Here is a 13,008-nt window from a genome sequence, read left to right as displayed (position 1 = left end):
AAAAGAATCGGGCGAAACGGGCGCGATGAGATACGAGCCCATGATCATCTTCGGGGAGCCCACCGGACCCGAGAAGCCAGCCGAACCGCGGCGCCGGCTCCCACCGCTGCCCCGGCCACCCGCCTGCCCGCAGGACGCACGACCACCCCAGCGCCCCACCTCCCTCGTCGCTACCGCTCGTCTCCTCAGGACACCCTGCGGGCGACCCCCGGCAAGGCCGCACAGCGGGCCTGCGCGCTTGCGCCCCGCAGCCCGCGCGTGAGCGGCGGTCCTGTGCTCCTCCGCCGGGCCGGGGTTCGGGGTCACACGGCCATCGCGTTGCCCTCCGGGGCGCTGCGGACCGTGGGCAGGCCCAGGTCGGAGCAGATGCGGGCGAGTGAGTCGTCGTGGCGGAAGTCGATGAAGTGCAGCCCGCGCACACCGGGGAGGGAGAGGGCGTGCGCGGACTGGTCCAGGGCGAGCCGGTAGGCGGCTTCACGCGGGTCGGACGCGGCGGCGACGCGGTCGATCACCTCGTCGGGGACGTGCACCCCGGGCACGTGGGCGTTCATGTAGCGCAGGGACCGGGCACCCTTCACCAGGACGACGCTGGGCAGCAGTGCGACCTTGGGGGTGAGACCGGTGGCGGCGCCGATACGGGTGAACTCGGCGAGCCGGTCGGGGTGGTAGCAGATCTGGAGCTGGAGGAAGCGTGCCCCGGCCGCGGCCTTCTTCAGCGCGCGGCGGACGCGGTAGGCGTGCGGCGGCGCCGCGGGGTTCTCCACCGCTCCGATCAGGAGGGGCGGCGCAGGGTCGATCGTGCGCCCGGACAGGTAGCGGCCCCGGGACAGCCCGGCGGCCATCCGGATGAGCTGCACCGCGTCCAGGTCGAAGACCCGGCGCGCCTCGGGCTCGTCCCCGGCCGTGACGTCGTCGCCGGTCAGGCAGGACACGGTGGTGACTCCGTGCAGGGCCGCACCCACGATGTCGGCCTCCAGCGCCAGTCGGTTCTTGTCCCTGCACACCAGCTGCAGCACCGGCTCGACGCCGTACTGCCGCAGGGCGATGGCCACGGCCACGCTGGAGGCGTGGGCGTGCGCGGCCGGGTTGTCGGTGGCGTTGACCGCGTCCACATAGGGGGCGAACCGGGCGACGTGGGCCGCGATGTCCGCCAGGCCGCCGCCGTCCGGCACGGGGCACTCGGCGGTGATCACGGGGCGGCTCGGCTCCGAGGAGGCGATGAGGTCGGCGAAGGTGGGCACCCTGTGCTCCTTCCGGTTCGTCCTGATGCGTGGTGTTCGGACCGGTGGGCCGGCGGCGGCCCGTCGGGGTCGTGGGAGCGGTCGTCGCGTGGCGGGTGCGGGTGGTGCGGTCGGCGCGCCGGCCGGGCTCGGCGCGGTGCCTATCCCCCGTGGGACGGTTCGTCGGGGAGCCAGCCCGCCGGGACGGCCTTGTCGCGACCGCTGAGCAGGTTGGCCCAGGAGGACGTGCCCTGGAGACGGTTGTCCACGGGAGGCCGCAGGTCGTCGAACTCCTCGCGCCAGGAGCCCGGCATCTTCTCCGAGCGGTCGTAGGCCTTGAGCCAGACGCAGGTCATGGTCGGGTCGACCTCGCAGCCGCCGTCCTCGCGCACGCCTCCGCAGGGGCCGTTACGTAGGGACTTCGGGCAGGTCATGGGGCATGTGAGGCCCGTGGCGTGCAGGACGCACTGGCCGCACATGCGGCAGTCCCAGATCGGCTTCTTGACGGCGTGTTCGATGGTGGCGAGCAGGCGCGCCATGGCTCCACCCCAATACCTCGACCGTTGCACAGTGTGCAACTACACTCGTAGTGAGAAACGCTGCCGCGTGACCACAGGCTAAATCCGGCGGTTTCGTTGCGTCAATGGATTCGCGTTGCGTCAAGAGAGACCATCTGTCTCTGGATCTCTTGACACCGGCACCGTCGGCGGGGGACGCTCTGTTGCGCATGGCGATCCTCGTTGCGTATCAAGTGCTGGAGGACCGATGGCCGTCATCGAGAACCCGGAGATCCTGCTCTACTCGCGGATCAGGAAGTCGCCGTTCTTCTACGCGTCGCGCCGCCACGGCGTGGCCAAGTACAGCGTCTACAACCACACCTACCACCCGCGCCACTACGGCGACCCGGTCGCCGAGTACTGGCACCTGCTCAACGGCGTCACCCTCTGGGATGTCGGCGTGGAACGCCAGATCGAGATCACCGGTCCCGACGCGTTCACCTTCACGAACATGCTCGTCCCGCGCGACCTCACCAAGTGCAGGGTGGGGCAGTGCAAGTACGTCTTCATCACCGCGCCCGACGGCGGGATCATCAACGACCCGGTCCTGCTGCGCCTCGGTGAGAACCACTTCTGGCTGTCCCTGGCCGACAGCGATGTCCTGCTGTGGGCGCAGGGCCTGGCCTACAACAGCGGGCTGGACGTGACGATCCGGGAGGCCGACGTCGGCCCGGTGCAGGTCCAGGGGCCCAAGTCGCGCGACGTCATGGTCGACCTGTTCGGCGAGGAGATCCTGGACATCGGCTACTACTACTGCCGCGAGTTCGAGCTCGACGGCATGGACGTGGTCGTCTCGCGCACCGGCTACACCTCCGAACTGGGCTTCGAGATCTACCTGCGCAACGCCTCGCGCGACGGCGTCCGGCTGTGGGACAAGGTCATCGAGGCCGGGACCCCGCACGGCATCGAGGTCATCGGGCCGTGCCACATCCGCCGGATCGAGGGCGGCATCCTCGCCTGGGGCTGCGACATCGGGCTGGACACCAACCCGTTCGAGGTGGGCTACGGCTACGAGGTGAGCTGGATGGTCGACCTGAAGCAGGAGGCCGACTTCATCGGCAAGGAGGCGCTGCGCAGAATCCGCGACGACGGAATCGGCCGCAAGCTCGTCGGCGTGGAGATCGGCGGCATGCCGCTGGGCAGCTTCAACGACGGCTCGATGATCGACCCCTTCCCGGTCTATGCGCCCGGCGGCGCGGAACCGGTCGGCAAGGTCACCTCCGCCTGCTTCTCACCGCGGCTGGAGCAGAACATCGGGTTCGCCATGGTGCCGATCGAACTGGCGGCGCTGGGCACCGAGCTGGCCGTCGACCGGCCGGGCGGCACCGTCCCCGCCACGGTCGTGGAGAAGCCGTTCATCGACCCGAAGAAGTACGTGCCCAAGCAGGACCTGCACCGGCTCGCCGCCGGCTGAGCCGGCCCGGGTGCCCGCCGCCGGCGCTCAGGCGACGGGCCGCCGGTCGGCCGCGGGGCGCGGGGTGAAGTCCCCGCGCCCTCGCACGGTGCGCCGCCGCGGTGGGGCGCCTGTCCGGGACCGCGTGTTCGGGTGCGCGCCACCGCCACCACGGGGCCGCGCCGTGGGCAACCCCCCTTGCACGGGCGGCGACGCGCTCTCGCACGGTCTGTGCCGACGGGATCGCGACACGCGAGAAGCCGCTGGCCGCGCCCCTTGACAGTGCCCGGGAGCGCGTCAGAACCTGTTGCGTAACACGCTGGTCGTTGCGCTTGAAGAAACTCCGACGGTGAAGGTAGGGTTGCCATGGCCGCACCTCGTCCCGCCCCTCGGACCGTCCCCCGAATCGTGATCATCGGCGCGGGTATCGTCGGCTGCGCGCTCGCCGACGAGCTCACCGTGCGCGGATACACCGACGTCACCGTGGTCGACCAGGGCGACCTGTACCGCACCGGGGGCTCCACCTCCCACGCGCCCGGACTGGTCTTCGCGACCAACGCCGCCAAGACCATGTCCGACTTCGCCCGCTACACCGTGCGCAAGTTCGGCGAGCTGCGCACCGCCGACGGCCGCCCCTGCTTCACCCCCGTCGGCGGGCTGGAGCTCGCCGCCGCCCCCGAACGCCTCGACGAACTGCACCGCCGCTGCGGCTGGGCCCGGTCCTGGGGAATCGAGGCCCGGGTGCTCGACCCGAACGAGTGCGCCGCCGCCCACCCACTCGTCCACCCCGAACGTGTACTGGGCGGCCTGTACACCCCCACCGACGGCCTTGCCTCAGCGCTGGGCGCCGCCCGCGCCCAGGGCGAGGCCGCCGTCCTTCGCGGGGCGCGCTTCCTGCCCCGGCACCGCGTGCTGGACGTCGAGACGGCCGCCGGCCGGGTCACCGGCGTCGCCACCGACCAGGGGCGCCTCGCCGCCGACCTGGTCGTCTGCTGTGCCGGCATGTGGGGGCCGCGCATCACCCGGATGGTCGGGATGACCCTCCCGCTCACCCCGCTGGCCCACCAGTTCGGTTGGACCGGCCCGGTACCCGCGCTCGCCGGGGCACCCGCAGAGGCCCTCCACCCGATCCTCCGCTACCAGGAGCGCGACCTGTACTACAGGGAGTGGTTCGACCGCGTCGGCGTCGGCTACTACGGCCACCGGCCGATGCCCGTCGACCCCGACGCCATCGGCGCCCCCGGGCCGGCCGCCGACGACACGATGCCCTCGGAGCTGCCGTTCACCCCCGCCGACTTCGACCCGGCCTGGACCGATACCCTCGACCTGCTGCCCGACCTCGCCGAGACCAAGGTCGACGAGGGGATCAACGGGCTGTTCTCCTTCACCCCCGACAACATGCCGCTGCTGGGCGAGTCCCCCGACGTCGCCGGGTTCTGGGTGGCCGAGGCCGTCTGGATCACCCACTCCGCCGGGGTCGCCCGCGCCGTGGCCGAGTGGATCGTCGACGGAACCTCGTCCTTCGACCTGCACGCCTGCGACGTCAACCGGTTCCAGCGTCACCAGCTCGCCCCCTCCTACCTGCTCGAACGCGACTGCCAGAACTTCGTCGAGGTCTACGACGCCCTGCACCCGCTGCAGCCGATGGAGGAGCCCCGACCGCTGCGCCTCGCCCCCTTCCACCCCCGGCAGGAGGAGCTCGGCGCCTACTTCCTGGAGGCGGGAGGCTGGGAGCGTCCGCACTGGTACGAGGCCAACGCCGATCGGCTCGACGGCCGCGGCATCACCCCGCCCGGGCCGTGGGCCTCGCGCTACTGGTCGCCCATCGTCGGAGCCGAGGCGCAGATCACCCGCGAGCGCGTGGCGATGTACGACATGTCCTCGCTGATGCGCCTGGAGGTGACCGGCCCCGGCGCCGAGGCGTTCCTCGGCCGGATGACCACCGGCCGCACCGACCGCGCCCCCGGCTTCGTCGCCTACTGCCTGCTGCTCGACCACACCGGGCGGCTGCGCGGCGACATCACCCTGGCCCGGATCACCGAGGACCACTACCAGCTGGGCGTCAACAGCCCGCTCGACCTCGACTGGCTCCGCCGCCACCTGCCCGCCGACGGCACCGTCCGGGTGCAGGACATCACCGCACGCACGACCTGCATCGGGCTGTGGGGGCCGCGCGCCCGCGACCTGCTGCAGCCGCTGGCCGACCACGACCTCTCCAACGACGGGCTGCGCTACTTCCGCTGCGCGCGCATGTACGTCGGCGAGGTTCCGGCTCTGGCGATGCGCGTCTCCTACGTCGGCGAACTGGGCTGGGAGCTGTACACCACGCCCGACCTGGGGTTGCGCCTCTGGGACACGCTGTGGCGGGCCGGGCGCGCGCACGGCGTGATCGCCGCCGGGCGCGGCGCGTTCAACAGCCTCCGGCTGGAGAAGGGCTACCGGGCGTTCGGCACCGACATGACCGACGAACACGACCCCTACGAGGCCGGCCTCGGCTTCGCCGTGCGCATGGCCAAGGGCGACTTCCTGGGCCGCGAGGCCCTGGCCGAACGCGACCCCGCCGCCGCGACACGCCGCCTGTGCTGCCTGACCACCACCCCCGACCCCGCCGACACCGTCATGGGCGGCGAGCCCGTGTACCTGCCCGAGAACGGGGGCACCGCCGCCGGGTACGTCACCAGCGCCGCCTACGGCCACACCATCGGCACCGGGATCGCCTACGCGTGGCTGCCCGCCGCGTGCGCCGAACCCGGCACCCGGTTGGAGATCGGCTACTTCGACCGCCGCATCCCGGCCGACGTGGCCGTCGACCCGCTGTTCGACCCGGAGATGGCGAGGCTGCGCGTATGACCGGTGACGCACCGCTGTGGCGGCGACGCGAGCCCGAGGCCGGCTACGACGTCGTCATCGTCGGATCGGGCGGCCACGGCCTGGCCACCGCCTACTACCTCGCCCGCGAGCACGGCATCCGCGACGTCGCCGTGCTGGAGCGCGGCTGGCTGGCCGGCGGCAACATGGCCCGCAACACCGCCATCATCCGCTCCAACTACCTGTGGGACGCCAGTGCCGGCATCTACGAGCACGCCCTGGGCCTGTGGGAGGGCCTGGAGGAGGAGCTCGGCCGCCCCGTCCTGCTCAGCCAGCGCGGCGTCCTCAACCTCGCGCACACCACCCACGACGTCCGCGAGTCGGTGCGGCGCGTCAACGCCAACCGGCTCAACGGCATCGACGCCGAGTGGCTCGACCCCGAGGAGGTGAAGAAGCTCGTCCCGATCATCGATATCACCCCCGCCCTGCGCTACCCCGTGCTGGGCGCCACCTACCAGCCGCGCGCCGGTATCGCCAAGCACGACCTGGTGGCCTGGGCGTTCGCCGCCGCGGCCGACGCGCTCGGCGTCCACCTCATCGAGGACTGCGAGGTCACCGGCTTCCAGCGGCGCGGCGACCGCGTCGTCGGCGTGGAGACCGGCCGCGGCCCCATCGCCGCCGGCCGGGTCGCGCTGTGCGCCGCCGGGCACACCTCGGTCCTGACCGACCGGCTGGGCCTGCGCCTGCCGCTGCAGAGCCACCCGCTGCAGGCCCTGGTCACCCAGCTGCTGGAACCCGTCATCGACACGGTCGTCATGTCCAACACCGTGCACGTCTACGTCAGCCAGGCCGACAAGGGCGAGCTGGTCCTGGGGGCCGGGATCGACGCCTACAACGGCTACGGCCGGCGCGGCTCGTTCGCCACCATCGAGCACCAGGTCGCAGCGGCCGTCGCGCTCTTCCCCGTGTTCGAGCACGCCGAGCTGCTGCGCACCTGGGGCGGCATCGTCGACGTCACCCCCGACGCCTCGCCCATCATCGGCCGCACACCGTACGAAGGCCTGTACCTCAACTGCGGGTGGGGCACCGGCGGGTTCAAGGCCACACCGGGGGCGGGGCACGTCTTCGCCGACACCATCGCCAACGACCGACCGCACCCGCTGGCCGAGCCCTTCGGACTCGACCGCTTCGCCGCGGGTGCCCTGGTCGACGAGCACGGTGCGGCGGCCGTGGCGCACTGAGAGGGGGCACGGGGCAGCCCACCGACCCCCGGAACGGACGGCGCCGACGGCGCACGACGGCAGACATACGGACACGGACACGGACACGACGAGGGAGAGGAATCGCGGATGCTGCTCATCCCCTGCCCCTGGTGCGGCCCCCGGGACGAGGCCGAATTCCGCTACGGCGGCCAGGCGGGCGTCGCCCACCCGCAGGACCCCTGGGCCCTGGACGACCGTGCCTGGGCCGACTACCTGTTCGTACGGGACAACCCCGAGGGATGGTTCGCCGAGCGCTGGTTCCACACCTCCGGCTGCCGCCGATGGTGCCACGTGCTGCGCGACACCGTCGACAACCGCATCGCCGCCTCCGGCCCCGCCACCACCCAGGCGCCCGACCCCGGCACCGGCAGAGGCGGCGGGCGCGCCGACCCGTCGTCCCCCGCCACCGCACCCACGACCCCGGGGAGGCGGGCATGACCGGCCGGCGCCGCACCGACCGGGCCGACCCCACCGGGGCCGCGGCGCCCGACGCCACCGTCCTCTTCGACGGTCGGCCACTAGCGGCCCGAACCGGGGAGCCGCTGTCGGCCGCGCTGCTGGCGGCCGGTGTGCGCACCGTCGCCACCTCCGTCACCGCCGCGCGCCCGCGGGGCGTCTACGCCGCCGACACCGCCGAACCGTGCGCCTATGTCCGCGTCGACTCGACCCCCGGCGAAGCCATGGTGCAGGCCACCCGCGTCGAGGTCCATGACGGACTGCGCGCCGCCGGACTGGCCGGGTACGCCCGCCTGCCCCAGGACCGCGACCCCGCCCGCGCCGACAAGTCCTGGGCGCACTGCGACGTCCTCGTCGTCGGCGCCGGACCGGCCGGGCTCGCCGCCGCACTGGCGGCCGCCCGCGCCGGCGCCCGGGTCGTCCTCGCCGACGACCGCCCCGACCCCGGCGGCGACCTGCTCGGATCCCGGCGCTCCCTCGACGGCGCCCCGGCCGACGACTGGATCCACGCGGCCGCCGCCGAACTCGGCGCCCACCCCGAGGTGCGGGTGCTCACCCGCACCACCGTCACCGGCCTCTACGACCACGGCGAGCTCATCGCCCTGCAGCGCCGCCTCCGCCGGCACGCCGGCAGCGGGGGCTCGCCGAACGGGCGCCCCGTCACCTACCGGCTGTGGAGGATCCGGACCCGCCGCACGGTCCTGGCCACCGGCGCCACCGAGCGGCCGTTCGCCTTCGCCGGCAACGACCGGCCCGGCGTCATGCTCGCGGGCGCGGCCGCCCGCTACGCCTGGCGCTACGGTGTCCTGCCCGGACAGCGTGCCGTCGTCTCCGGATGCCACGACGAGGCACTGTGGGCCGCCGTCGATCTGCACGACGCCGGGGTCGAACTGGCCGCCGTCGCCGACGCCCGCCCGGAGCCGGGCAGCGCCCCGATGGCGGCGCTGGGGGAGCGCGGCATCGACGTCCGTACCGCACACGCCGTCACCGCGACCACCGCCACCGCCGGCGGAGTGCTGGCCGGAGCCGCGCTGGCCCCCGTCGACGACCGTGGCCGCGCCACCGGCCCGGGACAGGACCTCGCCTGCGACCTGCTCGCCGTCTCGGGCGGCCACGACCCCGCGATCGCACTGGCCACCCACACCGGGCTGCGGCCGCGCTGGTCGCCCGAACACGCCGGGTTCCTCCCCGGGTCCCTACCCGAGGGCACCTACTGCGCGGGCGCCGCCACCGGGAGCCGCGACCCCGGCTCCGCCCGTGCCGCCGGACACCGCGCCGGCCGCGCCGCGGCACTGGCGGCACTGCGCGCCGACACTCCGGTCCCCGCCCCGCGGCCCGCCGACATCGCCGCCAACCACGAGGCGCGCACCCCCGAGGACACCCCCCGCCCCGAGCCGGGCGGTGCGCCCCCGATGCCGCTGTGGGCCGTCACCGCCCCGCACACCGACCCCGCGACCGCGTTCGTCGACCTGCACCGCGATGTCACCCTCGCCGACCTGCGCGCCGCCGTCGACGCCGGGATGACCTCCATCGAGCACATCAAGCGCTTCACCACCATCGGCACCGGCCCCGACCAGGGGCGCACCTCCGGCGTGCTGACCACCGGCATCGTCTCCCAGTGGCTCGGCCGGTCCATGGACGAGGTCGGCGGCACCCGGCAGCGCCCGCCCGTCGTGCCGGTCCCGTTCGCCGCACTGGCCGGCCCGGACCGCGGCGACCTGCTCGCCCCGGTCCGCACCACCCCCATGCACGCCTGGCACGTGGCCCGCGGGGCGGTGTTCGAGGACGTCGGGCAGTGGAGGCGCGCCCGCTACTACCCCCGTGGCGAGGAGGACATGCGCGCCGCCGTGCTGCGCGAGTGCCGCGCCGCCCGTGAGGGCGTGGCGGTGCTCGACGCCTCCACTCTCGGCAAGATCATCGTGAGCGGCCGCGACGCCGGGACGTTCCTGGACCGCGTCTACACCGGCACGTTCTCCACCCTGCGCCCCGGCCGCTGCCGCTACGGGATCATGTGCGGCGCCGATGGCATGGTCCTCGACGACGGGGTGGCCGTGCGCCTGTCCGAGAGCCGGTACCTGGTCACCACCACCTCCGGCAACGCCGAGACGGTCCTGGCCTGGCTGGAGGAGTGGGCCCAGGAGGAGTGGCCGGAGCTGTGCGTGCACCTCACCCACGCCACCGACCACTTCGCCACGATCAGCGTGGTCGGCCCGCACTCGCGCGAGGTCATGCGGCTCCTCGCCCCCGACCTGGACGCCTCGGCCGACGGCTTCCCGTTCATGGCCTTCCGCGACACCACCGCGGCCGGGGTGCCCGCCCGGGTGCTGCGCGTCAGCTTCACCGGCGAGCTCACCTTCGAGATCTATGTCGACGCGTGGTACGGGCAGGCCGTGTGGGACGCGGTGATGGCGGCAGGAGAACCCCTGGGCATCACCCCCTACGGCACCGAGACCATGCACGTGCTGCGGGCGGAGAAGGGCTTCATCGTCGTGGGCCACGAGACCGACGGCAGCGTCACCCCCCTCGACCTCGGCATGGGGTGGGCGGTCTCCAAGCGCCGGGACTTCGTCGGCAAGCGGTCACTGCGCCGCCCCGACACCGCGCGCGAGGACCGGGAGCAGCTGGTCGGGCTGCTGCCCGACGACACCGGGCACCTGCTCGCCGAGGGCGCGCAGCTGGTGGCCGGGCCACCGGGGGGCACCGACGAGGAGCCCGGCGCGGGGCCGCGGCGGTCGGCCGCGCGCTCGGCACCGACCCAGGGCCGTGTCACCTCCGCCTACGACAGCGCCGCGCTGGGCCGCACCTTCGGCCTCGGCCTGCTGCGCGGTGGCCGAGAGCGGCACGGCGAGCGGTTGTACGCCGTGCACCTGGACCGGATCGTCCCGGTGACCGTGGCCGATCCGGTGTTCTACGACAAGGAGGGCCTGCGCCGTGACGGATGAGACCATGACGGCCGGAGTCCCGGCCCCGCGCGCCGAGCCGCGCAGCCCAGCGGCTCACCTGGCCGACCGGCTCCTCCGGGCCGGGTCCGCCGACACCGCGCTCCTGCGCGAGCTGCCGTTCCTCGCCCAGGTGGAGCTGCGCGTGGACGACGACGAGGAGCAGACCGCGGCCCGCCTCGCCGGAGAGTTCCTGGGCTGCGCCCTGCCCGCGGCCGGCCGCGCGACGGGCTCCGGACACCCCTACGTGCTGTGGTGCGGCCCCGGCTGGTACCTGGTCGTCGACGGAACCGCCACCGGGCGCGGGCTCTCGGCCGGGCTGTGGGCGGCGCTGGGCGGGGAGTACGGCGCGGTGTGCGGCAGTGTCGTCGACGTGTCGGCGCAGCGCGCCGTGCTGGAACTGCGCGGGCCGCACGCCCGCGACGTGCTCGCCCAGGGCTGCCCGCTGGACCTGCACCCGCGCGTCTTCGGCCCCGGCTCCTACGCCCGGACCCTGTTCGCCACCACCACCGTCGGCATTCACCACACGGGGATCGACCGCACCGGAAACGGGGTAGGGGAGAGGGAGGGACAGGAGGACGGCGTGTCGATCTACCGCATCCTGGTGCGCGCCTCGTACGCCGACCACCTCGCCCGGCGGCTGCTCATGGCGATGGAGTCGGAAGAAGGGATGGCGGGGCAGAGCTGACGCCACCGTCCGAAAACCCGCGCTGAACTGTGCCGACGGCACATCGGATGCGCCTGTCCGGGGAGCCTTCCCGGTTCCCCACTATCGTAGAACCATGGCTTCCAACGACCACCGCGCAGTGAAGAACCGGAACACACCACGAGGGGAACGGTCCGAGCGGGGGTCGGGTGGTGACGTGGAGGCGGCCAGGACGGCCTCCGGTAAGGATGGTGCGCCGGTGCAATCGGTGGACCGCGCCATCACCGTCCTGGAGATACTGGCCCAGCACGGTGAGGCCGGCGTGACGGAGATCGCCGCCGAGCTCGGCGTCCATAAGTCGACGGCCTTTCGCCTGGTCGGCGCCTTGGAGCGGCGCGGCCTGGTGGAGCAGCCGGGGCTGCGCGGCAAGTACCAGCTCGGGTTCGGCATCATCCGGCTGGCCGGAACCATGGCCGCCGGTCTCGACCTCACCCAGCAGAGCCGCCAGGTGTGCGAGGACCTCGCCGCCGACCTCGGCGAGACCGTCAACATCGCCATCCCCAGCGGCGACATGGTCGTCAACATCGACCAGGTGCGCGGCTCCTCGGCGGTGGTCAGCCAGAACTGGATCGGCCGGCAGAACCCCCTGCACTCCACGTCGAGCGGCAAGGTGCTGCTCGCCCACATGAGCCGCCCCGACCAGCGGCGGATCCTGCGGGGGCGGTTGGAGGAGCTCACCCCGCGCACCATCACCGACCCCGACGCGCTGCGCGAGGAGTTCGAGGCGATCCTGCGGCACGGCTACGCCACCGCGGTGGAGGAGCTGGAGGTCGGCCTGAACGCCGTCGCCGCCCCCATCCGCGGCCTCACCGGCGAGGTCATCGCCGCGGTCAGCGCCTCCGGGCCCTCCTACCGGATGGAGGAGAGCCTCCTCGACTCGATCGGGGAGACGGTCCTGAAGGCCGCTGAGGAGATCTCCGCCCGCATGGGCCATATGGCCACGGCCTGACCGACCACGTCACCCCCCGCCCCCCGACCGGCTCATCCCTCGACGACGCGGCCCGCCTCAGCCGGAGGAATCCGGAACCGACCCCGGGCGTGCGCCGATGATCCCGACGACGCGCTCGACCAGCACCTCCGCGGCCGAGGAGATGTCCAGCGTGACGCCGTCCTCGCCGCCCTCCAGCGGCTCCAGCGTGGCCAGCTGGGAGTCGAGCAGTGCCGGCGGCATGAAGTGGCCCGAGCGGTCCGCCAGCCGCCGGGCCAGCACCTCCCGCGACCCGTGCAGGTGGATGAAGCGCACGTCGGGCGCCCCGGTGCGCAGCACGTCCCGGTAGCGGCGCCGGAGCGCCGAACAGGCCATGACGGTCGGCTCGGCCCTGCGCTCGTGCTCGGCGATCCAGTCCGCGAGCGCGGCGAGCCACGGTCGCCGGTCCTCGTCGGTCAGCGGCACGCCCGCCGACATCTTCGCGATGTTCTCGGCGGGGTGGAAGCCGTCCGCCTCGGAGAACGGAAGCCCCAGCCGCTCGGCGGCCTGCCGGGCGACCGTACTCTTACCGCTGCCTGATACGCCCATGACGACGAAGTGCACGGAATCCCTCCCTGATCGGCGGGAGCGCGAGAATGTGGGTCCGCGCGCACCCCGTACCAATAGTGTTATCAATAGTTCGGACCAGAACGGCCGCCGCCCCGGTGCCCACGACCGGGGCCGGCCGCAGCGAGGAGCC

Annotated in this window: 10 protein-coding genes; 7 read left to right on the top strand and 3 right to left on the bottom strand. The window is 73.3% G+C overall.

What is annotated here, in order from left to right; genetic code table 11:
- Positions 1-302: 302 nt before the first annotated feature.
- Positions 303-1,241, bottom strand: coding sequence for a methylenetetrahydrofolate reductase (locus HNR23_RS13795; protein ID WP_184075969.1), 939 nt, complete (start codon positions 1,239-1,241; stop codon positions 303-305).
- A gap of 140 nt (positions 1,242-1,381) precedes the next feature.
- Complete coding sequence (locus HNR23_RS13790; RefSeq protein WP_184075968.1) at positions 1,382-1,759, bottom strand: methylenetetrahydrofolate reductase C-terminal domain-containing protein; 378 nt, start codon at positions 1,757-1,759, stop codon at positions 1,382-1,384.
- Positions 1,760-1,985: 226 nt separating this feature from the next.
- Here HNR23_RS13790 and HNR23_RS13785 point away from each other — a divergent pair, with 226 nt between their 5' ends.
- The 7 genes from HNR23_RS13785 (at position 1,986) to HNR23_RS13755 (ending at position 12,290) form a co-directional block, all read left to right on the top strand.
- Positions 1,986-3,191, top strand: coding sequence for a glycine cleavage T C-terminal barrel domain-containing protein (locus tag HNR23_RS13785; RefSeq protein ID WP_184075967.1), 1,206 nt, complete (start codon positions 1,986-1,988; stop codon positions 3,189-3,191).
- 345 nt (positions 3,192-3,536) lie between these two features.
- Positions 3,537-6,020, top strand: coding sequence for a GcvT family protein (locus HNR23_RS13780; RefSeq protein WP_184075966.1), 2,484 nt, complete (start codon positions 3,537-3,539; stop codon positions 6,018-6,020).
- Positions 6,017-7,219, top strand: coding sequence for a sarcosine oxidase subunit beta family protein (locus HNR23_RS13775; protein WP_184075965.1), 1,203 nt, complete (start codon positions 6,017-6,019; stop codon positions 7,217-7,219). The genes HNR23_RS13780 and HNR23_RS13775 overlap by 4 nt, the downstream gene beginning before the upstream one ends.
- 108 nt (positions 7,220-7,327) lie before the next feature.
- Complete coding sequence (locus tag HNR23_RS13770; protein WP_184075964.1) at positions 7,328-7,678, top strand: sarcosine oxidase subunit delta; 351 nt, start codon at positions 7,328-7,330, stop codon at positions 7,676-7,678.
- A complete protein-coding gene (locus HNR23_RS13765) occupies positions 7,675-10,638 on the top strand; it encodes an FAD-dependent oxidoreductase (RefSeq protein WP_184075963.1) in 2,964 nt (987 codons plus the stop codon). The genes HNR23_RS13770 and HNR23_RS13765 overlap by 4 nt, the downstream gene beginning before the upstream one ends.
- The gene (locus tag HNR23_RS13760) at positions 10,628-11,323 is read left to right on the top strand and encodes a sarcosine oxidase subunit gamma (RefSeq protein WP_343070557.1); all 696 of its coding nucleotides are present in this window, start codon (positions 10,628-10,630) and stop codon (positions 11,321-11,323) included. Before HNR23_RS13765 ends, HNR23_RS13760 begins: the two co-directional genes overlap by 11 nt.
- 217 nt (positions 11,324-11,540) lie before the next feature.
- Positions 11,541-12,290, top strand: a complete 750-nt coding sequence (locus HNR23_RS13755) for an IclR family transcriptional regulator domain-containing protein (protein WP_184075962.1) — start codon at positions 11,541-11,543, stop codon at positions 12,288-12,290.
- 57 nt (positions 12,291-12,347) lie between these two features.
- Here the strand turns inward: HNR23_RS13755 and HNR23_RS13750 are convergent, their stop codons facing one another.
- Entirely contained in the window at positions 12,348-12,872 is a 525-nt protein-coding gene (locus tag HNR23_RS13750; protein WP_184075961.1) for a gluconokinase, GntK/IdnK-type, read from the bottom strand.
- Positions 12,873-13,008 lie beyond the last annotated feature (136 nt).

Origin of the sequence: Nocardiopsis mwathae, assembly GCF_014201195.1 — a bacterium.
Lineage (GTDB): Bacteria > Actinomycetota > Actinomycetes > Streptosporangiales > Streptosporangiaceae > Nocardiopsis_C > Nocardiopsis_C mwathae.
Note: the sequence above shows the minus strand (reverse complement) of the source record. Positions and strands in the feature narration are given on the sequence as shown.

Excerpts from the sequence above, each read along its gene's own strand:
- HNR23_RS13790 (WP_184075968.1), bottom strand. The coding sequence starts at position 1,759 with ATGGCGCGCCTGCTCGCCACCATCGAACACGCCGTCAAGAAGCCGATC.
- HNR23_RS13785 (WP_184075967.1), top strand. The coding sequence starts at position 1,986 with ATGGCCGTCATCGAGAACCCGGAGATCCTGCTCTACTCGCGGATCAGG.
- HNR23_RS13780 (WP_184075966.1), top strand. The coding sequence starts at position 3,537 with ATGGCCGCACCTCGTCCCGCCCCTCGGACCGTCCCCCGAATCGTGATC.
- HNR23_RS13775 (WP_184075965.1), top strand. The coding sequence starts at position 6,017 with ATGACCGGTGACGCACCGCTGTGGCGGCGACGCGAGCCCGAGGCCGGC.
- HNR23_RS13770 (WP_184075964.1), top strand. The coding sequence starts at position 7,328 with ATGCTGCTCATCCCCTGCCCCTGGTGCGGCCCCCGGGACGAGGCCGAA.
- HNR23_RS13765 (WP_184075963.1), top strand. The coding sequence starts at position 7,675 with ATGACCGGCCGGCGCCGCACCGACCGGGCCGACCCCACCGGGGCCGCG.